A 23,669-nucleotide genomic window follows, 5' to 3' on the forward strand; every position below is an offset into this window, starting at 1 on the left:
CGACAGCGGAGTGTGATACCATTAGTCGCCTACGTCGGCGACACCGCACCCTTCAGCGCGCTCGCCTGCGCCGCTGCACCACGCGTCAACCTCGCCTTTTCCGTGTTCGGCCAGAGCAGCAGCAGGCCGAGCAGGCCGGAGCCGACCATGATCACGGCGTTGATGGTGAAGCCGGTCATGTAGCCGTCGATCGTGCTGCCGGCACGCTGGATCATCGCCCCCATCACGGCCGGCGCGACGATTCCGGCCAGCGTGTAGAGCGCGCCGTAGATGGCGAGGATCGCGCCGCGCTGCGACGTCGGCGTGAACTCGCCGAGCATCGGCGGGCAGACGACATAGATCGCCCCGCACAGGCCCGAGCCGACCACGAGCAGCGCGATCTGCAGGCCCGCGCCCTGGACATGCGGCATCATCGCCAGGATCAGCCCGCCAATCACCAGCGGCACCGAGCCGAGCACGCCGCGAGCCGCGCGGGTGTTGTAGCCGCGCGCCATCATCACCTGCGAGATCCATCCCGTGAGAATGACGATGGTGGCGCCGAACACCCAGGGCAGGATCGAGATGAAGCCGGCCTGGCTCTGCGAGAAGCCGAGCCCCTTGACGATGAACGGCGTGAACCAGGTCAGGCCGAGCGACAGCGCCCAATAGGCGCCGAAGGTCGCCGCGACGCAGCCGACGAAGGTGCGCGAGGTGAGAAGCTGCAAATAGGGAATCTTCGACTCGGTCGCGGCCAGGACCTGCGTGTCCTCCAGCGGTCCTTCCTTGCCGAGCGCGAGCCAGGCACAAACCCAGATCAGGCCGACGACGCCGAGCGCGCCGAAGGCATAGTGCCAGGAATGATTGACGATGACCCAGTTCAGTGCGGGCACGGCGAGGATCACGCCGAAGGCCGATCCCTGCGACAGGATCGCGGTCGGCAGCGTGCGCTTCTCGTCGGGAAACCATTTGTAGATCGCGTGCGCGGCGACCGAGAAGGCCGGGCCTTCGCCGGCGCCCAGCACGATGCGGCAGATCAACAGCGTCGTGAAGGAGACGGTGCCGACCATGGGAAATTGCGCCAGCGCCCAGACCACCGCGAGCGCCAGCAGCACCCAGCGCGTCGGCACCTTGTTGACGATGAAGCCGACCACGATCGCGGCGATCGAGAACAGGAAGAAGAACGAGGAGCCGAGCAGGCCGAACTGCTCCGGTGAGAGCTTCAGATCGGTCATGATCGGCACGCCGGCGAGGCCGACGACGATCTTGTCCGCGAAGTTCACGACCATGAAGAGAAAGAGGAGAAAAGTGACGGTCCAGGCGCCCTTCGGCGTCGGCTTTGCCGAAGCCTTGGAGTTCCTCGCCGTGCTGCCCGCCGTATCAGGCGTTCCCTGAGCGCTCATCGTTCTCCCCGCATGTCTTTTTTGGCACTTTTTGATTTGGCCGTCTTGGGAGCTAACAACGGCTTCGAGACCAACGCAACCCGGCATTTCCGCAGCAAGTGTGCTACGCAACAAGTCCGCTAATTCCGTCCGGCGCCATTCATCGTGCTGAGCATCCGTAATCTTTCCAAGACCTTCTCCTCGGCCGGCGAACCGGTCCATGTGCTGCGCGGCGTCGATCTCGACCTCGCCGACGGCGAGCGCGTCGCGCTGACCGGCGAGTCCGGCAGCGGCAAGAGCACGCTGCTGCACCTGATCGCGGGGCTCGATGCCGCCGATGGCGGCTCGATCCGGCTGGGAGACATTGAGGTTACCAAGCTCTCTGACGCGGGGCGCGCCAGCTTGCGGCGCGACCGGATCGGCCTGGTGTTTCAGCAATTCAACCTGATCCCGAGCCTGTCGGTCGCGGACAATCTGATCTTTCAGGCGCGGATTGCCGGCCGCCATGATGCGGCCTGGACCGGCGAGTTGACCGAACGTCTCGGGCTCGGCGCTCTTCTGAAGCGCTATCCCGAGCAATTATCCGGAGGTCAGCAGCAACGGGTCGCCATCGGCCGGGCGCTGGCGACAAAACCGTCTCTGCTGCTGGCGGACGAGCCGACCGGAAATCTGGACGAAGACACCGCCGAGGATGTGCTGGCGCTGACGCGCGACCTCGTTGCGCGCACCGGCTGCGGCTTCCTGATGGTGACGCACAGCCTGCATCTGGCCGCTCAGCTCGACCGCCACCTCACCTTGCATGCGGGACGGATCGCATGAGACGCGCGCTGTGGATTCTCGCGGTGCTGCTCAGCCATTGGCGGCGTCACAAGATGCAGTTCGCGACGCTGCTGATCGGGCTGATCGCGGCGACCGCGCTGTGGAGCGGCGTGCAGGCCATCAACCAGCAGGCCCGCACCGCCTATGACCGCGCCGCGGCGACGTTCGGCGGCAGCCGCACGGCCATGCTGGTCGCGCCGCATGCGGCAACGTTCTCGCAGGACCTGTTCGTCAAGCTGCGCCGCGCCGGCTGGCCGGTGTCGCCGGCGCTGGAGGGCCGGGTCCAGATCAACGGCCGCTCGGTGCGGCTGCTCGGGATCGAGCCGGTGACGCTCCCGGTCGATGTCGGCAATGCGCCGCGCCTTGGTGCCGCGGATCTCGGCAGTTTCGTTGCACCGCCGGGCCAGACGCTGGTGGCACGGGAAACGCTGCGCGATCTGCGGGAGCAGGAGGGCGCGGCGCCTCCGACCAGCGACGGCGCAACATTGCCGCCGCTGCGCGTGCTGCCGCAGCTGGTGCCCGACGTGCTGGTGGTCGATATCGGCGTGGCGCAGCGTCTCCTCAACAAGCCGGACCAGGTGTCGCGGCTGCTGATCGGCAAGCCGAGAAGCAAGCCCGCGCCGCTGGCCAGCGTTGTCGGCGATCAGTTGCAGCTGATCGAGCCGAGCGCGGAGACCGAGCTGGAGCACCTCACCGACAGCTTCCATCTCAACCTCACGGCGTTCGGCCTGCTGTCGTTTTTCGTCGGCCTCTTCATCGTCAACTCAGCCGTCGGCCTCGCCTTCGAGCAGCGGCTGCCGATGCTGCGGACGCTGCGCGCCTGTGGTGCCTCGGCGCGGCTCGTCAACAGCGTGCTGGTGGTCGAGCTGGTGGCGCTGGCTCTCATCGCCGGGCTGATCGGGCTAGTTTGTGGCTATTTCATCGCGGCCGTGCTCCTGCCCGACGTCGCGGCCTCTCTGCGTGGGCTGTATGGCGCGCAAATCCCCGGGCAGCTCAGCTTGCGGCCCGAATGGTGGCTCGCCGGCATCGGCATCAGCATTGCGGGCGCGCTCGTCGCGGCGGCGACCAGCCTGATCAAGGCGATCCGGATGCCGGTGCTGGCAACGGCCCAGCCGCACGCCTGGCAGCAGCGGCAGCGCCGCTGGCTGATCCTGCAGAGCCTGGCCGCCTGCGCCGTGTTCGCGGTCGCGCTGCTGCTGCTGCGCTATGGCGAATCGCTGATTGCGGGCTTTGGCGTGCTGGCGGCCCTGATGCTCGGCGCGGCCCTGATCCTGCCGGCCTTCCTCGAACTGCTCCTGCTGGCCGGCCAACGTGCTGCGCGAAAACCGCTGGCGCTGTGGTTCTGGGCGGACAGCCGGCAGCAGCTCTCTGGATTGTCGCTGGCGCTGATGGCGCTCCTGCTCGCCCTCGCCGTCAATGTCGGGGTCTCCACCATGGTGGGGACGTTCAGCCGCACCTTCATCGGCTGGCTCAACGGACGGCTCGCTGCCGACGTCTACATCAGCGCCGCCGACAACGCGCAAGGCACGGAGATCCGCAACTGGCTGAAGCAGCGCAGCGACGTTGAGGCGATCCTGTCGGGCGGCCGCGCCGAAGCGCAGGTTCAGGGCCAGCCGGTGGAGCTGCTCGGCCTGCCCGATCATGCACTCTATCGCGAGCGCTGGCCGCTGCTGGACGCCGCGCCCCGCGCCTGGACCCGGCTCGTGCCGGGGAATGCCGCCTTCATCAGCGAGCAGCTCAGCCGCCGCCTGAATGTGCGCATTGGCGACGTCGTCGAGGTGCCGGCACCTGGCGGGACCTGGGAGCTCGACATCGTCGGCATCTATGCCGATTACGGCAATCCCAAGGGACAGCTCGCGGTGAATGTCGCGGCGCTGATGCGGCAGTTTCCTCAGACGCCGCAGACGCGGATGGGCCTGATCGTTGCCAGGGAGAATATACCGGGCCTGATCTCGGCGCTGCAGAAGCAGTTTGCGCTCGACGACCGCAGCGTCGCCGACCAGGCGACGGTGAAGGCAGAATCGATCCGCATCTTCAACCGCACCTTTGCGGTCACGTCCGCGCTGAATGCGTTCACGCTCGGCGTCGCAGGCATCGCGCTGTTCACGAGCCTATTGACGCTGGCGAACTCCCGCCTGCCGCAACTCGCGCCACTATGGGCGATCGGCATCACGCGGCCGCGCCTCGCCGCGATCGAATTGACCAAGACGCTGTCGGTCGCGCTGTTCACATCGCTGCTGGCCGTGCCGCTCGGCCTCCTGGTGGCGTGGTGCCTGATCGCGATCGTCAACGTGAAGGCATTCGGCTGGCGGCTGCCTTTCCATGTGTTTCCGGCGCAGTTGATCGGGCTCGTCGCGGTGGCGCTGCTGGCCTCGTTGCTCGCGGCCTTGTTGCCGGTCGTGCGGCTCGCACGGATGCAGCCGGCCAGCCTCGTCAAGGTGTTCGCCAATGAGCGCTGATCGAATGTCGCGCCGCGCCTTCGCCGGGGGCATCGCCGCGCTGGCGCTCGCTCGCTGCGCCGGCGCGCAAGGCTATGCCGGCCTCGGCGAGACCGCGGACGGCTTTGCGAAGGTGACGCCGGGAAAGACATTCGCATTTCCGGCTGATCACGGGCCGCATCCGGAGTTTCGCATCGAGTGGTGGTATCTGACGGCAAATCTCGTCGATGGCAGCGGTGCGGCGTGCGGCCTGCAATGGACGCTGTTCCGCCAGGCATCACAGCCGGGTCCGCAAGGCGAAGGCTGGGCCAATCGGCAGATATGGATGGCGCATGCGGCGGTGACGCGCGCCAACACCCATCGCTTCAACGAAGTGTTTTCACGTGGTGGCGTGGGCCAAGCAGGGGTCACGGAAAAGCCGTTTGCGGCCTGGATCGACGATTGGGAGATGAAGGGGCTTGAGCACGCCGACGATCCCACCCTGGCACCGCTGACGCTGAAGGCCTCCAGCACGGATTTCAGCTACGCCCTGACGCTGGAGGCCAATCGTCCGGTCGTGCTGCAGGGCGATCACGGCTACAGCCGCAAATCGGAGCGCGGGCAGGCGTCCTATTATTACAGCCAGCCGTTCTACCGCGCGCGCGGCACGCTCACCATCGACGACAAGCCGGTCGCTGTCTCAGGGCAAGCCTGGATGGACCGCGAATGGAGCAGCCAGCCGCTCGACACTGACCAGACCGGCTGGGACTGGCTGTCGCTGCACCTGTCGTCCGGCGACAAGCTGATGCTGTACCGGCTGCGGAAGAAGGACGGCAAGGACTATCCGTTCGGCAATTGGATCAGCGCTTCCGGCGAGACGCAGATGATCGCAGGCGGCGACATCCAGATGATTCCGAAAGCGACCGCGCAGGTCGCGGGACGCAAGCTGCCGGTGGAATGGCAGATCGCGATCCCGTCGCGCTCGTTCTCGATCCTCTGCAGGCCGCTCAATCCGAAGGCCTGGATGGGCACCGGCTTTTCCTATTGGGAGGGACCGATCAGTTTTGCCGGGAGCCATGACGGCGTTGGCTATCTCGAGCTGACCGGGTATTAAGCGCGGTCTCTTCAAGGGAACCGAGCGATGTATCACCTCACCGCCCTCGTCACGCTGCTGGCGATCGCATTTTATTTCTTCACCGCCATCAACGTCTCGCGCTCGCGCACCAGGACCGGCGTCAAGGTGCCGGCGATGTCGGGCCATCCGGATTTCGAGCGCGCCTTCCGCATCCAGATGAATACGCTGGAATGGATGCCGATTGTCCTGCCGGCGCTCTGGCTGTTCGCGGTCTATATCGGCGATGCCGCCGCGGCCGGACTCGGCGCGGTCTGGATCGTCGGCCGCGTCGTCTACTTCATCGGCTATTCCAAGGCGGCGGCCAAGCGCGGTCCCGGCTTCATGATCCAGGGCGTCGCCGCGATGGCGCCGTGGGCGGGCGCACTGGGGGCGGTGGTGTTGCGGCTGGTGAAGTGAAGCATGGCATCACACCTGCTCGTGTCCCGGGCGCGGTGCAGCGTATAACGCTGCGCCGCTGTACCGGCAACTGTTATGTTGGCCTAGTGTACAGGTACGGCTTTCGATCGCGGATGATGGCGTTGAGGACCGTCAACAGCTTCCTGGCAACGGCAATGAGAGCGAGCTTGGCAGGTTTACCGGCCTGTCGCAGTCGAGCGTAGAAGGCCTTGAATGGATCGGCCCGGCGGACCGCATTGAGAGCGGCCATGTAGAGGGCATCGCGGACGCGCTTTCGGCCCCCGACGATCTTCCGCTTGCCGCGGTAAGCGCCGCTGTCGACGTTGAAGGGAGCCAGGCCGGCGAGCGCGGCCACCTGCTTCGGTCCCACTTTTCCGAGTTCCGGCATCTGCGCGATCAGCTGCATGCAGGTTACGGGGCCCACGCCGGGAAGTGACCGCATCAACTGCGCATCATCGGAGACCTCCGGCTCAGTCTTGATCAGTGCGCTAATATCGGCCTCGATTGCGGCGATCTCATTGTCGAGGACTTCAATGAGCCGACCGATGCGATCGGCCATGGCGCGGTCCTCGGCCTCGCTGCGCCTGTTCTTCTCCTGGGCACGCATGAGAACCAGTTGATCCCGCCGTTTTGCAAGCCCCGCCAGGGCATTGCGGGCAGGATTGGCAGCCTGCTCAGCGGCAGGCTGCATGGCCCGGGCAAAGCTCGCCAGCATCCGGGCATCGATCGGGTCGGTCTTGGCGAGCTGGCCGCTGGCGCGCGCAAAGTCCCGGGCCCGGGCCGGGTTGATCCGGGCAAAGCGGATGCCGGCCTGGCTGAGCGCCTCACGAAGCTCAAGGTCATAGACGCCCGTGGCTTCAAAGACGACCAGCACATCGCATCGCCAACGCGCCGCGATCTGTGTGATGGCCTGCGGCGCGTTGGCGATGCGCTCCGGCACGCCCAGGCTCTCATCGAAGATATCGAGATATCGTTTGGAGACGTCGATTCCGACGTAACGAGGGCGTATGATCATGGTGCCTGTCCCTGTGATGCGAGGTCTGTTGGCGCAGCCTCGTGCAACTGTTCAGGTTGATAGATGGAACGGGCGGGAGACCGAGCCGGCTCACGGCGTCAAGCGCCAAGGACCCAACGGCTTCCCGCCCACTCCACCATGACAGGATTTCGATACACAGGGACCCAGCAGGCGGCACGCTGTGCGGAGAGATGGGCCCCGGCTCTGCATCGCACCGCTGCGCGCTGCGATGCGTCCGGGGCACGAGAGAGCTTCACTTCGTCAGCGGGCAGCCGCTGTCCTTGGCGGTGAAGAATGCCTTGTCGCCGGGGACGGTGGCGAGCAGCTTGTAATAGTCCCAGGGCTTCTTCGACTCCGCCGGCTTCTTGACCTCGAACAGATACATGTCGTGGACCATGCGGCCGTTCTCGAGCACCTTGCCGCCTTGCGCGAAATCGTCGTCGACCGGCAGCTCCTTCAGCTTCTTGGCGACGGCATCGGGATCCTTGGTGCCGGCGGCCTTGACTGCCTTGAGATAGCTCAGCGTCGCCGAATAGGTGCCGGCCTGGATCATGTTCGGCATCCGCCCGGTGCGCTTGAGGAAGCGCTCACCGAGATTGCGGCTCTTGTCGTTGACGTCCCAGTAATAGCCTTCCGTCAGCACCAGGCCCTGTGCGGCCTGCAGACCGAGGCCGTGCACTTCGGCGAGCGTCATCAAAAGACCCGCGAGCTTCTGGCCGCCGGAGACGATGCCGAATTCGGACGCCTGCTTGATCGAGTTGGTGGTGTCGAGGCCGGCATTGGCGAGGCCGACGATCTTGGCCTTGGAGCTCTGCGCCTGCAGCAGGAAGGAGGAGAAGTCCGAGGAGTTCAGCGGCACGCGCACCGAGCCGACCACCTTGCCGCCATTGGCGGTGACGATCTCGCTGGTGTCCTTTTCCAGCGCATAGCCGAAGGCGTAGTCCGCGGTGAGGAAGAACCAGGTGTCGCCGCCGGCCTTGGTCAGCGCGCCGCCGGTGCCGACGCCGAGCGCGCGGGTGTCGTAGGCCCAGTGGAAGCCGTAGGGCTGGCAGGCATCGCCCGTCAGCCGCGAGGTCGCGGCGCCGACGACGATGTCGATCTTCTTCTTTTCCTTGGACAGCTCGTGGATCGCGAGCGCGACCGAGGAGGTCGTGAGCTCCGTGATCATGTCGACGTTCTCGACGTCGTACCAGCGCCGCGCGATCGACGCTGCAAGGTCGGGCTTGTTCTGGTGATCCGCGGTGACCAGCTCGATCTTCTGGCCGAGCACCTCGCCGCCAAAATCCTCGATCGCCATCTTGGCCGCCTCGACCGACCATTTGCCGCCGTAATCGGCATAGACGCCGGACTGGTCGTTGAGGATGCCGATCTTGACGCCTTGCGCGCCAGCCGGCGCCGCCAGCACCAAAGCAGAGGTTGCGACGGCGGCCAAAAGTGCTGATTTCATCTGTTAGCTCCCAGCAGTTTTCTGTTTTGAAATCGCGCGGATATTAGGGAAGAACCCCGGCCCTGCCCATGCATTTCAAGTTGGTCGTTAGTATGGGATTCTGCGCGCCACATTCTCAGTCGTCGTCCCGGGGCGCGACGAAGCCGCGAACCCGGGACCCATAACCACAGGACGTGGTTTGGCGAAGACTCGGAGTGACCAGTTTCGCCCCACACTGCTCCCTGGGGTTATGGATCCCCGCGTCCGCGGGGATGACAGCGGAGGGTGTGGGCGACAGACGTGGCCTCACTGATTAAGCCACCATCTCCGGCTTCTTCCCCTCGTTCCGTCCCTCCGCCAGGTTCCGCACCACCACATAGAAGATCGGCGTGAACAACAGGCCGAACAGGGTGACGCCGATCATGCCGAAGAACACGGCGACACCGACCGCCTGCCGCATCTCGGAGCCGGAGCCGGTCGAGACCACGAGCGGCAGCACGCCGAGGATGAAGGCGAAGGAGGTCATCAGGATCGGCCGCAGGCGCAGCCGGCAGGCCTCGATCACGGCCTCCAGCCGCGGCTTGCCTTCGTTCTCGATGTCGCGCGCGAATTCGACGATCAGGATCGCGTTCTTTGCGGCTAGCCCCACCAGCACGACGAAGCCGATCTGGGTGAGGATGTTGACGTCCTGTCCCATGAGGCGCACGCCGATGGTGGCGGCAAGCAGGCACATCGGCACGATCAGGATCACCGCGAACGGCAAGGTCCAGCTGCCGTATTGCGCGGCGAGCACGAGATAGACGAACAGCACGCAGATCGGGAACACGTAGAGGCCGGCATTGCCGCCGGTGATCTGCTGATAGGAGAGGTCCGTCCATTCGAAGGTGAAGCCGCTCGGCAAGGTGTCGTCCGCCAGCTTCTTGATGGTGTTGAGCGCCGTGGTCGAGCTGGTGCCCGGCGCCGGCTCGCCCTGGAGCTCGGATGCGGCATAGAGATTGTAGCGCGCGACGCGGTCGGGGCCCGAGACATCCCTGAACTCGACCACGCTGCCGAGCATCACCATGTCGCCGGAGGCGTTACGCGTGCGCAGGCGCGCGAGATCGCTGGGCTCCTTCCGGAACGGGAAGTCGGCCTGCGCGGTGACGTGATAGGTGCGGCCGAACAGGTTGAAGTCGTTGACATAGGTCGATCCGAAATAGCTCTGGATCGTGTCGTTGATGTTCGAGATCGGCACGCCGAGCTTCTGCGCCTTGGTGCGGTCGATGTCGACGAAGAGCTGTGGCGTGTTGGCGCTGAACGGCGAGAACACCGAGGGGCCGAGCAGCGAGGGCGATTTGCGCGCCGCGGCGACAAGCTCGTCGGTGGCCGCAGCGAGCATTTCGGGCCCGCGGCCCTGGCGATCCTGGATGCGGATGGTGAAGCCGCCGCCGGTGCCGATGCCGGGCACGGCCGGCGGCGGAATCACGATGATGAAAGCACCCTGGATCGCGGACAGGCGCTTGCGCAGCTCGACCGTGATGGCGTTCGCGGACAATCCCTTCTTGATCCGCGCCTCGGGCTCGTCGAACACCGGGAACAGAGCCGCCGCGTTGCCGGCCTGCGTGCGCGTCGCGCCGGAGAAGCCGGCAAAGGCGGCAACGCGGACGATGCCGGGCGTATCCAGCGCGATCCGCTCGATCTCGCGCACGACCTCGGTGGTGCGCGCCAGCGAGGCCGCACCCGGCAATTGCACGGACACGATGACGTAGCCGCGATCCTGCGCCGGGATGAAGCCTTGCGGCGTGGTCGCGATCAGCCAGCCGGCGCTGCCGATCAGCACGACGTAGATCAGCAGCATCAGGACCGAATGCCGGATCACGAAATTGGCGAGGCCGGCATAGCCGTGCGCCAGCCGGTCGAACACGCGGTTGAACACGCCGGTGAAGGCGCCCCATGCCCGCGCGATGACATTCCAGTTCGCGGGCGGCCGCTTCGCCTCGTGGGGGGTGAGGATCTGCGAGGCCAGCGCCGGCGACAGCGTCAGCGAGCAGAAGCAGGAGATCGCGGTCGCAACCGCGATGGTGACGGCGAATTGCTGGAAGAACTGCCCGGAAATTCCGCCGAGGAACGCCGTCGGCACGAACACCGCGCACAGCACCAGCGCGATCGAGACCAGCGCGCCGCCGACCTCCTCCATGGTTTTCAGCGCGGCGTCGCGCCGGCTCATGCCGTGCTCGAGATGCCGCTCGACATTCTCGACCACGACGATGGCGTCGTCGACCACGATGCCGACGGCGAGGACGAGGCCGAACAGCGTGAGATTGTTGATGGAGAAGCCGAGCGCCGCCATCACCGCAAATGTGCCGACCAGCGACACCGGGATCGCGATGATCGGAATGATCGCGGGCCGCCATCCCTGCAGGAACACCAGCACCACGATGACCACGAGCAGCATGGCCTCGTAGATGGTCTTGATCAGCTCGTGGACGGACTGCGCGATGAACTCGGTTGGATTGTAACCGATGTTGTAGTCGAGACCTTTGGGGAAACTCTCCTTGAGCCTCGTCATGGTGTCGTTGATGTTTTTTGCGGTGGCGAGCGCATTGGACCCGGGCCGCTGCGTCACCAGCATCGCAACCGCGGATTTGCGCAGCAGGAAGCTGTTGGTGGAGTAGGCCAGCGCCCCGAGCTCGATGCGGGCAACGTCGCGGAGCCGCACGACGCGGCCGTCGGAGCCCGCCTTGATCAGAATGTCCTCGAACTGCTTCTGATCCTTCAGGCGGCCGGTGAAGGTCAGGTTCGGCTGGAAGGCGCGGTCGGCGATCGGCGGCTCGGCGATCTGGCCGCCCGCGATCTGCACGTTCTGGGCGCGGATCGCCGCCAGCACCTCGGCCGAGGTCAGGCCGAGATTGGCGATCCGGTCAGGGTCGAGCCACAGCCTCATCGAATAGTCGCGCGCGCCAAAGATCTGGATGTCGCCGACGCCGTCGAGGCGCAGCAACTGGTCGCGGACCTGGAGCAGCGCGTAGTTGGAGATGTAGAGCTGGTCGAACGTGTCGTCGGGCGACAGCATGAACACGACCATCAGGATGTCGGGCGAGTTCTTGCGCGTGGTGACGCCGTTGCGCTGGACTTCCTCGGGCAGCCGCGGCTGCGCGATCGCGACGCGGTTCTGCACCAGCACCTGGGCCTTGTCGAGATCGGTGCCGAGCTTGAAAGTGACGGTGATGGTGAGCTGGCCGTTCGAGGTCGCCTGGCTGTAGAGATACAGCATGTCCTCGACGCCGTTGATCTCCTGCTCGATGGGCGCTGCGACCGTGTCGGACACGGTCTGCGCGGAGGCGCCGGGATATTGCGTGGTGACGACCACGGTCGGCGGCACCACCTGCGGATATTCGGAGACCGGCAGCGTGGTGTAGGCGAGCGCGCCGACGATCAGGAGCACGATCGACAGCACCATCGCCAGGATGGGCTGGTTGATGGAGAGACGGCCGAGATTCATGACTTGTCACCCGGCTTGCCACCGGCGGGCGCGGTCTGCGGCGCGACCTTGGCGCCGACGCGGGCGCGCTGGATGCCGTTGACGATGACGCGGTCCTCCGCCTTCAACCCTTCGCGGATCACGCGCAGGCCGTCATCCAGCGGCCCGAGCACCACGGGACGCGCCTCGACGGTGTCGTCGGGCTTCACCACGAACACGATCTTGCGGGACTGGTCGGTCGCGACGGCAACATCCGGAATCAGCAGCGCCTCATAGGGCGCGCTGCCGATCAGCCTGACACGCCCGAACTGGCCGGGCAGGATCGACAGATCGGTGTTCTTGATCACCGCGCGGCTGCGTAGCGTGCCGGTGGAGACGTCGAGCCGGTTGTCGAGGAAGTTGATGGTGCCCTCATGCGACGGCTTGGTCTCGCCGGCGAGCGTCACCTGCACCGGGTTCGCCGTGTCGCGCGAGCTCGGGCGCCGGCCTTCGAACCACAGCTTGCTGTATTTGATGAAGGTCGCCTCATCCATGTCGAAATAGACGTAGATCGGATCAAGAGTGACGATGGACGTCAACAATGTCGACGTGCCGCTGTCGCTGCCCTGCACGAGATTGCCGGGACTGACGAGATGACGGCTGACGCGGCCCGTCAGCGGCGCCGTCACATGGGTGAACTCGATATTGAGCTTGGCGGCCTTCAGCGCGCCCTCGGCCTGCATCTCGGCGGCGTGTGCCGCCTGCAGGGCCTGACGGCGCTGGTCGACGGCTTGCTCGGAGACGGCGCTGCTCTGCACCAGGCTGAGGCCTCGGTCGAGCTCGCGCTTGGCAAGCTCCACCTTGGCGCGTGCGTCAGACAGCTGGCCCTCCGCTTGCGTCGCCACCGCCTCGAACGGGCGCGGGTCGATCACGTAAAGCAGGTCGCCCTGACGCACGATGGCGCCATCCTGGAATTCGACCGAGTTGACGAAGCCGCCGACGCGCGGGCGCACCTGCACCTCCTCGACCGCCTCGAAGCGCCCGGTGAACTCGTCCCAATCGGTGACGGTGCGCTTGACCGGCTGGGCGACGGTCACAGGCGCTGGCGGGGGAGCAGCGCCCTGCGAGGCCGGCTGCCCGCAACCGGTGAGCGCGAAAGTCGCACCGACAAACGCGGCGATTGCGCCCAGTCGAGCCAGGACGAGATCGTGCTTTTTGACAAACCGCTCGCTTCCATCCGGTCCGCTCATCCCAAATCCTCGCCAGTCCTCGTGCAAAAGCCGCAGGAAATGCTGGGTACGCCTCTACCTGCGGGCGCCACAAGATGGGTGGCAAAGATGAACTCTTCAAGACCGCGGTGCGCGCAATGCTCGGACGAACGCCCTGGCCGGATGGCGGGTTGACAGCCCGATAGCCGGCTTCGCGCGCGGCGATGGCCAGCGTCTTCGCGCATGACGCCCGCAATGGGCTCGGCTAAGCTCTCCCTACAAAAACAAGGCAAATTGTCCGGGAGGACAGGCGTGCACCAGGGACGTGTCGTTTTCGGCGCGATCGAGGAGGTCGTGTTCGGCCATCCCTCAGCCGGCGCCATTGTCGCGCAGATGGACCGGCTGGGAACGCGCCGCGCCTTCCTGATGGTCTCGGGCACGCTCAACCGCCAGACCGACGAAATCCAGACAATCAAGCAGGCGCTGGGCTCCCGCTGCGCCGGGCTGTTCGACGCCATGCCGGCGCATACGCCGCGCGAGGCGGTGATTGCAGCCACAAATGCAGCCCGCGAGGCTGGAGCTGATCTGATCGTCACCGTCGGCGGCGGCTCGATCACCGACGGCGCCAAGGCGGTGCAGCTTTGCCTCGCCAATGGCATCACCGACATCGACGGCATCGAGCGCATCCGCGTCCGCAAGGGCGTCGCGCCCGAGATGATCGCCCCTCACGTGCGGCAGATCAGCGTGCCGACCACGATCGCCGGGGGCGAGTTCAGCGCGATCGCCGGCGTCACCGACCGCAGCACGAATGTGAAGCAGATGCTACGGCATCCGCTGACGGTACCGCGTGCCACCATCCTCGACCCTGCCATTACCGTCCACACGCCGGAATGGCTGTTCCTGTCGACCGGCATCCGCGCCATCGACCATTGCGTCGAGGCGATCTGCTCGCATGAGACGCATCCCTATGCCGACGCGCAATCGGTCAAGGGGCTCGCCATGCTCGCCGACGCGCTGCCGCGGGTGAAGGCGGACCCTTCCGACCTCGACGCGCGGATGGACGCGCAGATCGGCACCTGGCTGTCGATGGGCGCCCTTGCCGCCGGCGTGCCGATGGGCGCGAGCCACGGCATCGGCTATGTGCTCGGCGCGGCCTTCGACGTGCCGCACGGCTACACCTCCTGCATCATGCTGCCGGCGGTGATGCGCTGGAATGCGCAGGCCAATGCCGAGCGGCAGATGATCGTCGCCGCCGCCATGGGCTTTCCCGGTCACAACGCCGCCGACGTGCTCGACGCCTTCATCCGCTCGCTCGGCATGCCGCGCAGACTCGCCGAGGTGCATGTGTCGTCCGAGCATTTCGAGACGATCGCCGAGCAGGCGATGCGCACGCCCTGGGTGCCGCGCAATCCGCGCAAGATCGAAGGCCCGGCGCAGGTGCGCGAACTCCTGCTTCTCGCCGCATGATCTGAACCGGAGGATCGATGTACACAGGTACACACGCCCGCCTGCGCCCGCTGCAGCCCGCCTTCATCATGGCGTCCACCGGCGAGGCCGTCACCTATCGCGAGCTGGAGGCGCGCAGCAACCGGCTGGCGCATCTGTTCCGCAAGCACGGCTTGAGGCGGCTCGACCATTATTCGATCTTCATGGAGAACAATTCGCGTTACCTGGAGGCCTGCGGCGCGGGCGAGCGCTCCGGGCTGTACTACACCTGCATCAACTCCTTCCTGACGCCGGGCGAGCTCGCCTATCTGCTGGTCAACAGCCAGTCGAAGATCCTGATCACGTCGGTGGCCAAGCTCGACATCGCGCGCGAGGCGATCCAGGCCTGCCCCGATATCAAGCTCTGCATCGTCGCCGATGGTCCCGGCGAGAGCGAGCGCATCGTCGGCCTTGCGGAGGTGACCGCTGGTCTGCCGGCGACGCCGATCGCCGACGAATGGCTCGGCACCGCCATGCTCTATTCGTCCGGCACGACCGGGCGGCCGAAAGGCATCCTGCGACCGCTGCCGGAGGAGCCGCCGAAGCATAATCTGCAGCTGTTCGATTTCCTGACCAAGCTCTGGCACTACCGTGAGGGCATGGTCTATCTCTCGCCGGCCCCGCTCTATCATTCCGCGCCGCAAGCTGCCGTGAACCTCACGATCCGCATGGGCGGCACCGTGATCATCATGGAGAGTTTCGATCCCGAGCGCTATCTCGAGCTGGTCCAACGATGGGGCATCACGCACACCCAGCTGGTGCCGACGATGTTCTCGCGCATGCTGAAGCTGCCGGAAGAGGTGCGAAAGCGCTACGACCTGTCCTCGCTCGAGATCGCGATCCACGCCGCCGCGCCGTGCCCTGCTCTGGTCAAGGACGACATGATCAAATGGTGGGGACCCATCATTCACGAATATTACGGCGCAACCGAAGGCCTCGGCTTCACCGCCTGCAACAGCGAGGAATGGCTCGCGCATCGCGGCACCGTCGGCAAGGTGCTGCTCGGCGATCTCCACATCCTCGACGAGAACATGCGGGCGTGCCCGACCGGGACGCCGGGCCAAGTCTGGTTCAAGACGGGATCGCCGTTCGAATATTTCAACGACCTTGAGAAGACCAGGGAGGCGCGCTCGGTCGACGGCAGCATGAGCACGGTCGGGGATGTCGGCTATGTCGACAAAGACCGCTTCCTGTATTTGACTGACCGGGCGACCTTCATGATCATTTCCGGCGGGGTGAACATCTACCCGCAGGAATGCGAGAACCTGCTGATCACCCATCCGAAGGTCGCCGATGCCGCCGTATTCGGCGTACCCAATCCCGATCTCGGCGAAGAGGTGAAGGCGGTGGTGCAGCCGATGCCCGGCGTCGTGCCGGACGCGGCGCTGGCCGAAGAGCTGATCGCGTTCTGCGCGAAATCGCTGTCGCGGCAGAAGGTGCCGCGCTCGGTCGATTTCGAGAAGGAATTGCCGCGGCTGCCGACCGGGAAGCTCTACAAGCGCCTGCTGCGGGATCGGTACTGGGGAAACAAGGCGTCAAGGATCGTGTGAGGGCACGGCTCCACTCGCTGTCGTCCCGGCGCGCAACTACTGAACGCAGCACAGGCCCCATCTCTTCGCACCTGCACTCTCACATTGTGAGATATGAACCCCTGCGGCTTCCGTCATCCGAATTGTCGAGGCGGCATGCGGCGCTATCGGGGTTGCCTCGCTCGGCTTGCGTGCTATCGTCAGGTCAAACAGGCCGCAAAAGGCCGATGTCCAGGGAGGATGAGCATGCGGAGCGTGTGGGCGCTCGCCGTAACGGCGGCGCTATCTGTGCTGACAACCTCAACCACCACGCTCGCCGGCGAGCCCAAGCAGGGCGGAACCTTGCGGATGTATCACCGCGACAGTCCGGCCAACGCCTCGATCCTCGAAGGCGCGACCTATTCGGTCAACGTGCCGTTCATGGGGGTCTTCAACAATCTCGTCATCTACGACCAGCACATCGCGCAGAACAGTCCTGACACCCTCAGGCCCGAGCTCGCCGAAAGCTGGTCCTGGAGCGGCGACAACAAGAAGCTGACATTCAAGCTGCGCCAGGGCGTCAAATGGCACGACGGCAAGCCGTTCACGTCGGCCGACGTCAAATGCAGCTTCGATCTCTTGATGGGCAAATCGCAGCAGAAGCTGCGGCAGAACCCGCGCAAGGCCTGGTACAACGAAGTCAATGAGATCACGACGAATGGCGATTTCGAGGTCTCCTTCGACCTGAAGCGGCCGCAACCCTCGCTGCTGGCGATGCTCGCGTCCGGCTATACGCCGGTCTATCCCTGCCACGTCTCTCCGGCGGACATGCGCACCCATCCGATCGGGACCGGGCCGTTCAAATTCGTCGAGTTCAAGGCCAATGAATCGATCAAGCTGACGCGAAATCCTGACTATTGGAAGAAGGGCCTGCCTTATCTCGACGGCGTCGAGTACACCATCATCACGAACCGCTCGACCGCGATCCTCGCTTTCGTCGCCGGCAAGTTCGACATGACATTCCCGACGCACATCACGATTCCGCTCTTGAAGGACATCAAGTCGCAGGCCCCGAACGCGACCTGCGTCGTCGAGCCGACCAATGTCTCGACCAACATCATCGTCAACTCGACGTCCGCGCCGTTCGACAACATCGATATTCGCCGGGCGGTGTCCCTTGCGCTCGACCGCAAAGCCTTCATCGACATCCTGTTCGAAGGCCAGGCCGATATCGGCGGCACCATGCTGCCGCCGCCTCAAGGCATCTGGGGCATGCCGAAGGACAGGCTGGAGACCATTCCGGGCTACGGCCAGGACGTGAAGGCGAACCGCGAGGAGGCGAAGAAGCTGATGCAGAAGGCGGGCTACGGCCCCGACAAGCATCTTGCGGTGAAAGTCTCGACCCGCAATCTCGCGGAATATCGCGACCCCGCCGTGATCCTGATCGACCAGCTCAAGAGCATCTACATCGACGGCGAGCTCGACGTCGTGGAAACCGCGAACTGGTTCCCGAAAGTCGCGCGCAAGGACTACATGCTCGGCCTCAATCTGACCGGCAACTCCGTCGACGATCCCGACCAGTCCTTCTACGAGAACTATTCCTGCGGCTCCGAGCGGAACTACACCAATTACTGCAACAAGGAGATCGAGAAGCTGTTCGACGTCCAATCGCAGGAGATCGACATCGCCAAGCGCAAGCCGCTGGTGTGGGAGATCGACAAGAAGCTGCAGGAGGATGTCGCCCGCCCGATCATCTTCCACGCGCGGGCCGGCACGTGCTGGCAGCCTTACGTCAAGGGCGTCACGATCATGTCGAACAGCTCCTATAACGGCTTTCGCTACGAGGATGTGTGGCTCGACAAGTAGCACGCCTGGCTGAAGATTAACGGCTCGCGGAGGGCGAAGGATGTTTGCCTATCTGGTGCGACGCCTCTTCCTGATGCTCGTGACCCTGTTCGGGATCTCGGTCGTCATCTTCGTTCTGCTGCGCATCGTGCCCGGCAACATCGTCGACATCCTGTTCGCCGCGGCCGGCTATGTCGATCCCGCCGACAAGGCCAATCTGGAGAAGGAGCTCGGCATCGACCAGCCGATGATCGTGCAATATTGGCACTGGATCAGCGGTTTTCTGCGCGGCGATCTCGGCTATTCCTATGTTTCCGAGAAGCCGGCGCTGCAGGAAATCCTGCCGCGGATCCCGATCACGGCCAAGCTGGCTGGCCTCGCGCTGCTGTTCTCGGCCTCGATCGGGATTCCGCTGGGCGTCATCAGCGCCGTCAAGCAGGGCACGCGGCTTGATTACGCCCTGCGCGTGGTGAGCCTGAGCGGATTGTCGCTGCCCTCGTTCTGGCTCGGCCTGCTCATCCTCACCGCGGCGGTCGCGATGTTCGGCCAGATACCGATCTTCAATCCAAACCCGAAGACCTGGCTCGAGGCGTTCGCGACCTACGCCGTGCCGGCCGCCGCCGTCGGCTTCCGCAGCGCGGCGCTGACCATGCGCATCACGCGGTCCTCGATGCTGGAGGTGCTGCGGCAGGATTACATCCGCACCGCGCGCGCCAAGGGTGCCTCCGAGACGGCCGTGAACTATCAGCACGCGCTGAAGAACGCGATCCTGCCCGTCATCACCGTGATCGGCATCGAGGCGGCGTTCCTGATCGGCGGCCTGATCGTCACCGAAACGGTGTTCAACATCCCCGGCGTCGCGCGCTTCCTGGTCGAGGCGATCCGCTGGCGCGACTATCCGATCGTGCAGAACCTGGTGATGCTCATCGCCGTGGTCGTGGTGGTCGCGAATTTCATCGTCGACATGCTCTACGCGGTGTTCGACCCGCGGATCAGGTACACGGATTAGGAGAGCTGTTTGGCCGCAATCGACTACGATCTCGAACTACGGCGCGCCGGCGCGCATGCCACCGGTGGATGGCGGCGCGTGCTGTTTTTGGCGCAGCGGCACGTGCTTGGCGCGGCCGGGCTCATCATCATGGGTGTGTTCGTGTTCACCGCGATCTTTGCCGACTTCATCGCGCGCTACGACCCACTGACCGTCGATTCCGCCAGCGCGCTCGCCCGCCCGAGCTGGGCGCACTGGATGGGGACCGATTCCTTCGGCCGCGACGTGTTCAGCCGCATCATCCACGGCGCGCGGATCTCGCTCGCCGTCGGCATCGGCTCGACCGCCCTCGGCGGCACGATCGGCGTGATCGTCGGGCTGACGTCGGGCTATCTGTCCGGCTGGGTCGATCTCGTCTTCCAGCGCGTCTCCGACGTGCTTCAGGCGCTGCCGCTGCTGGTGCTGGCCCTGATCATGACGGCGGCACTCGGTCCGTCCCTGCCGAACGTCATCATCGCCATCGCCATTCCGCTGATCCCGACGGTGTCACGCGTGATCCGGGCCAACACGCTGGCGCTGCGGGAGCTGCCCTTCGTCGAGGCCGCCAAGTCGATCGGCATGAGCGAGGTGCGGATTGCGCTCCGCCACGTGCTGCCGAACACGCTGGCCCCGCTGATCGTGCTCGCAACCGCCCAGCTCGGCTCGACCATCCTGACCGAGGCCTCGCTGTCCTTCCTCGGTCTCGGCATTCCCGAGCCTTATCCGTCATGGGGCCGCATGCTGTCGGAGTCCGCCGCCGAATATGTCCGCACGGCGCCGTGGCTGGTGATCTTCCCGGGCATCGCCATCAGCCTCGCCGTGTTCGGCGCCAATCTGTTCGGCGACGCGCTGCGCGATATTCTCGATCCGAGGCAACGCGGCTGATGGCGGACAAATCCGATCTCGTGCTCGAGGTGAAGAACCTGAAGACGGTGTTCTTCACCAACTCAGGGCTGTTCAAGGCGGTCGACGACGTCTCCTTCACCGTCAAGCGCGGCGAGACGCTGGCGATCGTCGGCGAATCCGGCTGCGGCAAGAGCGTCACCGCGCTCTCGCTGATGCGCCTGGTGCCCGACCCGCCCGGCCGCATCGTCGGCGGCTCCGTCACGCTCGAAGGCACCGATCTGCTGGCTCTGAATGAGGCGGAGATGCGCGCCGTCAGGGGCAACCGGATTTCCATGATCTTCCAGGAGCCGATGACCTCGCTCAATCCGGTGATGCGGATCGGGGACCAGATCGTCGAGGCCGTGCGGTTGCACCGGAACATCCCGGCCAGGGAGGCACAGACCATCGCCGTCGAGATGCTGCGCCTGGTGCGCATTCCCGAACCGGCGCGACGCGCGAAGGAATATCCGCATCAGCTGTCCGGCGGCATGCGCCAGCGCGCGATGATCGCGATGGCACTGGCCTGCCGGCCGGCGCTCTTGATCGCGGACGAGCCGACCACCGCGCTCGACGTCACGATCCAGGCGCAGATCCTGGCGCTGATCCTCGACCTTCAGAAAGAGCTCGGCACCGGCCTCGTGCTGATCACGCATGATCTCGGCGTCGTCGCGCAGACCGCGCAGCGCGTGATCGTGATGTATGCGGGGCGGAAGGTCGAGGAAGCCAGCGTCGAGGCGCTGTTCGCCGCGCCGAAGCATCCCTATACGCGCGGGTTGATGGCGTCGATTCCGGCGGTGCCGGCACCCGGCGTCGTCGCACCGGCGCGGCTCAACGAGATTCCCGGTACCGTGCCGTCACTGGTGCGGTTGCCGCAGGGCTGCGCTTTCGCGCCGCGCTGCAAGCTCGCGATCAAGCGCTGCGAGGCCGAATATCCGCCGCTGGCGGATTGGGGCGGCGGCCATCTCGCGGCCTGCTGGCGCGCGGAAGAAGTCGCGGAGGTGGCATGACCGAGGCACTGCTCGAGGTCACCGACCTCAAGAAATATTATCCGGTGCGCGCCGGCGTGCTGCGCCGACAGGTCGGCACCGTGCACTCGGTCGACGGCGTCTCGTTCTCCCTTCAGGCCGGCGAGACGCTCGGGCTGGTCGGCGAATCCGGCTGCGGCAAGTCGACGGTGGCGCGCAGCGTGCTGCGGCTGGTCGAGCCGACCTCAGGGCAGATCCGCCTCGACGGCGAGGACATCACGCATCTGTCCAAGGCGGCGCTGCGCCCGCACCGCCGCTCGATGCAGATCGTGTTCCAGGACCCGTTCGCATCGCTCAATCCGCGCATGACCGCCGGCGACATCGTCGGGGAGCCGCTCGCCGTGCACGGGCTCGCGAGCGGCAAGGACCTTGCAGCGCGGGTCGCAAAGCTGTTCGAGCAGGTGGGCTTGCGTCCCGACCAGATGCGCAACTTCCCGCATCAATTCTCCGGCGGCCAGCGCCAGCGCATCTGCATCGCGCGGGCGCTCGCGCTGGGGCCGCGCCTCATCGTCTGCGACGAGCCGGTCTCCGCGCTCGACGTCTCTATCCAAGCGCAGGTGATCAATTTGTTGATCGACCTGCAGCGGCAGCACGGCTTCTCCTATCTCTTCATCGCGCACGACCTCGCCGTGGTCGCCCATATCAGCCACCGCGTCGCCGTGATGTATCTCGGCCGCATCGTGGAGATCGCCGACAAGGACGAGCTGTTCCGCAATCCCAGGCATCCCTACACGCAGGCCCTCCTCGCTTCCGTGCCGGTCGCCAATCCGCTGGCGAAGAAGCTTGCGCCGCTGGTCGACGGCGACGTGCCGAGCCCGGTCAATCCGCCGCCGGGCTGCGCGTTTCACACCCGCTGCCGGTTCGCGATGGACCGGTGCAAGATCGAGCGACCGGCGATGCTGGATGCCGGCGACGGGCATCAGGTGGCGTGTCTGCTCAACGACGGGACGGGTCGGAGCAACGCGACGCTGTAGCCCTGTGGGGTGGATTAGCGTCAGCGTAACCCACCCCTTAGCCAACACGGAACGAAAAGTGGTGGGTTACGCCCTACGCTTGCCGATCATGCGGCAACGCGCGGATCACCGGCCAGGCCGCCAGCGCGGCAGCCAGATGCTTGAGCGTGTGGCCCGAGACGAAGTGCCCTGTCGCTTCGAAAACGATCTCGTCACCCAGTTCGAAAAGCTTGGCGAGCACATAAAAGAAGATCACGCCGCCGAGCGGCACGCCGAGCGCGCCGGGTCGAGGACGCGTCAATGCCAGTCCCACGGCGAGCGCCATGCCGCCGAACTGCACGACCACCCACGGCGTGAGATTTTCGCGTGCCACCCAGGCAGCCATCAGGCCCGCAATCATCATCAGGACCAGCACGGCTTCACCGGCACGCACGCTGATGCGCTCACCGGCCGCGATACCTAGAAAGCCCGCGAACGCGACCGCCATGCCAAGACGATCGGCGACGAGCCGCTGCGGCATGTCGGGATCCAGGTGATAAAAGCCTGAGACCAAGCACGTGAGGATCAATCCCACGAAGAACCAGCTTGCACCCACGGGGGCATCGTGGCGCGCGCGCAGTCGCTCCGAGCCCCAGACGGCCATCGCGAGAAACGCGAGGTTGCTGAGCGCGTCGCCGGCGTTGGGCACGCCGAGCCAAGTGCGAGTGTCGATGAAATGCGGGATGTGCCAGTTGGCGGCGGGCAGCGCCGGCGCGAAGAGCGTCACCAACGCCAGCGCCGAGAGTGCGCCGATCAGATATTTTTCGGATGGCTGCGGTGCGGCAAATGAGAATCGGCGGGTTAGAGCCCGTATTGCGGCGTGACCGTCGGCAGGGGACATGTGAATCTTGAATTGAACAGTGTTCAATATTAGTAGACTCAACGTGAACAATGTTCAAGATACATTTCGAGCGTCTAGCCCTCGCTCCGACCTCATTGTAATGACTTGGTTTTTCCCTTTGCTCGGAGATCAAGCATCAAAGGCGGGGCAGGCCGAAGCGCGCCATGCGCCCTCCCATGGAGAGATCGCGAACAGCAGCTCCATCGTCGCGTGCTGTGCTAGCCGGTTAATCCTGTTCCGGCCGACCAGTTGAGAACGTGGCCCCGCCCGGGCTAGATCGGCGTTTTCCAGGGAGGCGTTATTATGATGATTATGATGGCTACGAGATCATTGATCGCTTCCATGCTGCTGGCCTTGATGGCATCTCCGGCCTTCGCCGCTCCGCCCGCCAGCTGCGCCTCCAAGTTCGTCGGCGAATGGCGTCATTCGGGAAGCGGCAACCGAGGGTCCGTCTTGCGCGACGGCCGCGCGCTGTGCAGCGAGCATCCGGCGTGCGTGCAGGGCACCTGGACCTGCTCGGGCAACGTCCTGACCTACACCAACAGCCTCGGCAGCTGGAACTACACGCTGGCCCCCGGCGGCCGGACCATGTCGACTGGCACCGCCGTCTCGACCCGCATCGGCCCCGTGCCGGCCAGCGCGCGTTCGGCCGCGCCGACGCCGTCCGCACAAAGCCCTTCGTCCGATCACCCGGTGAACCCCGGCAACCCGGTCCTGCTCTGGATGATCGACAAGGTCCAAAAGACGTTTCCTTGCGACCCCAAGACAGACAAGTACAAATGCAGGCCACGGTCGCCGGAGGGCTCCCTGGGATCGAGAGGTTAGTCCTCCTGCCGCGGGCGGTCGCG

18 protein-coding genes are annotated in these 23,669 nt (G+C 65.4%); 12 read left to right on the forward strand and 6 right to left on the reverse strand.

Going from position 1 to position 23,669, the window contains the following annotated elements:
• Nucleotides 1-29 precede the first annotated feature (29 nt).
• A complete protein-coding gene (locus XH83_RS34210) occupies nt 30-1,379 on the reverse strand; it encodes an MFS transporter (protein WP_194404957.1) in 1,350 nt (449 codons plus the stop codon).
• Nucleotides 1,380-1,523: 144 nt separating this feature from the next.
• Here XH83_RS34210 and XH83_RS34215 point away from each other — a divergent pair, with 144 nt between their 5' ends.
• Genes XH83_RS34215 through XH83_RS34230 form a run of 4 tightly spaced genes read left to right on the forward strand, consistent with a single transcriptional unit; the run spans nt 1,524 to nt 6,125 of the window.
• Nucleotides 1,524-2,177 (forward strand): ABC transporter ATP-binding protein, encoded by a 654-nt coding sequence (locus XH83_RS34215; RefSeq protein WP_194404958.1) that lies wholly within the window; start codon nt 1,524-1,526, stop codon nt 2,175-2,177.
• Nucleotides 2,174-4,636: an FtsX-like permease family protein gene (locus XH83_RS34220; RefSeq protein WP_194404959.1), complete on the forward strand. Its 2,463-nt coding sequence runs from the start codon at nt 2,174-2,176 to the stop codon at nt 4,634-4,636. Before XH83_RS34215 ends, XH83_RS34220 begins: the two co-directional genes overlap by 4 nt.
• Complete coding sequence (locus XH83_RS34225) at nt 4,626-5,708, forward strand: lipocalin-like domain-containing protein (protein ID WP_194404960.1); 1,083 nt, start codon at nt 4,626-4,628, stop codon at nt 5,706-5,708. The genes XH83_RS34220 and XH83_RS34225 overlap by 11 nt, the downstream gene beginning before the upstream one ends.
• A 27-nt stretch (nt 5,709-5,735) precedes the next feature.
• Nucleotides 5,736-6,125, forward strand: a complete 390-nt coding sequence (locus XH83_RS34230; RefSeq protein ID WP_194404961.1) for an MAPEG family protein — start codon at nt 5,736-5,738, stop codon at nt 6,123-6,125.
• Nucleotides 6,126-6,198: 73 nt separating this feature from the next.
• Here the strand turns inward: XH83_RS34230 and XH83_RS34235 are convergent, their stop codons facing one another.
• The 4 genes from XH83_RS34235 to XH83_RS34250 form a co-directional block, all read right to left on the reverse strand.
• A complete protein-coding gene (locus XH83_RS34235) occupies nt 6,199-7,140 on the reverse strand; it encodes an IS110 family transposase (RefSeq protein WP_194404488.1) in 942 nt (313 codons plus the stop codon).
• A gap of 253 nt (nt 7,141-7,393) precedes the next feature.
• Nucleotides 7,394-8,587: an ABC transporter substrate-binding protein gene (locus XH83_RS34240; protein ID WP_194404962.1), complete on the reverse strand. Its 1,194-nt coding sequence runs from the start codon at nt 8,585-8,587 to the stop codon at nt 7,394-7,396.
• Nucleotides 8,588-8,879: 292 nt separating this feature from the next.
• Entirely contained in the window at nt 8,880-12,047 is a 3,168-nt protein-coding gene (locus XH83_RS34245) for an efflux RND transporter permease subunit (RefSeq protein ID WP_194404963.1), read from the reverse strand.
• Nucleotides 12,044-13,255, reverse strand: a complete 1,212-nt coding sequence (locus tag XH83_RS34250; RefSeq protein ID WP_194404964.1) for an efflux RND transporter periplasmic adaptor subunit — start codon at nt 13,253-13,255, stop codon at nt 12,044-12,046. The genes XH83_RS34245 and XH83_RS34250 overlap by 4 nt, the downstream gene beginning before the upstream one ends.
• A gap of 270 nt (nt 13,256-13,525) precedes the next feature.
• Between XH83_RS34250 and XH83_RS34255 the strand changes: the two genes are divergently transcribed.
• From XH83_RS34255 to XH83_RS34285, 7 genes are all read left to right on the forward strand, one after another.
• Nucleotides 13,526-14,680 carry an iron-containing alcohol dehydrogenase gene (locus XH83_RS34255; RefSeq protein WP_194404965.1) on the forward strand — a complete coding sequence of 385 codons (1,155 nt, stop codon included), beginning with the start codon at nt 13,526-13,528 and terminating at the stop codon, nt 14,678-14,680.
• A gap of 17 nt (nt 14,681-14,697) precedes the next feature.
• A complete protein-coding gene (locus XH83_RS34260) occupies nt 14,698-16,248 on the forward strand; it encodes an AMP-binding protein (protein ID WP_194404966.1) in 1,551 nt (516 codons plus the stop codon).
• Nucleotides 16,249-16,473: 225 nt separating this feature from the next.
• Nucleotides 16,474-18,072, forward strand: a complete 1,599-nt coding sequence (locus tag XH83_RS34265) for an ABC transporter substrate-binding protein (protein ID WP_194404967.1) — start codon at nt 16,474-16,476, stop codon at nt 18,070-18,072.
• 40 nt (nt 18,073-18,112) lie between these two features.
• Nucleotides 18,113-19,060: an ABC transporter permease gene (locus XH83_RS34270; RefSeq protein ID WP_194404968.1), complete on the forward strand. Its 948-nt coding sequence runs from the start codon at nt 18,113-18,115 to the stop codon at nt 19,058-19,060.
• Between the two features lie 9 nt (nt 19,061-19,069).
• A complete protein-coding gene (locus tag XH83_RS34275; RefSeq protein ID WP_194404969.1) occupies nt 19,070-19,963 on the forward strand; it encodes an ABC transporter permease in 894 nt (297 codons plus the stop codon).
• The gene (locus tag XH83_RS34280; RefSeq protein ID WP_194404970.1) at nt 19,963-20,970 is read left to right on the forward strand and encodes an ABC transporter ATP-binding protein; all 1,008 of its coding nucleotides are present in this window, start codon (nt 19,963-19,965) and stop codon (nt 20,968-20,970) included. Before XH83_RS34275 ends, XH83_RS34280 begins: the two co-directional genes overlap by 1 nt.
• Nucleotides 20,967-21,962, forward strand: a complete 996-nt coding sequence (locus XH83_RS34285; RefSeq protein WP_194404971.1) for an ABC transporter ATP-binding protein — start codon at nt 20,967-20,969, stop codon at nt 21,960-21,962. The genes XH83_RS34280 and XH83_RS34285 overlap by 4 nt, the downstream gene beginning before the upstream one ends.
• 73 nt (nt 21,963-22,035) lie before the next feature.
• On the opposite strand, the gene XH83_RS34290 is transcribed toward XH83_RS34285, so the two are convergent.
• On the reverse strand, nt 22,036-22,821 hold the full coding sequence (locus tag XH83_RS34290) for a hypothetical protein (RefSeq protein ID WP_194404972.1): 786 nt from the start codon (nt 22,819-22,821) through the stop codon (nt 22,036-22,038).
• Between the two features lie 303 nt (nt 22,822-23,124).
• On the opposite strand from XH83_RS34290, the gene XH83_RS34295 reads away from it, so the two are divergent.
• A complete protein-coding gene (locus XH83_RS34295; RefSeq protein ID WP_194404973.1) occupies nt 23,125-23,646 on the forward strand; it encodes a hypothetical protein in 522 nt (173 codons plus the stop codon).
• Nucleotides 23,647-23,669 lie beyond the last annotated feature (23 nt).

Origin of the sequence: Bradyrhizobium sp. CCBAU 53351, assembly GCF_015291745.1 — a bacterium.
Taxonomy (GTDB): domain Bacteria; phylum Pseudomonadota; class Alphaproteobacteria; order Rhizobiales; family Xanthobacteraceae; genus Bradyrhizobium.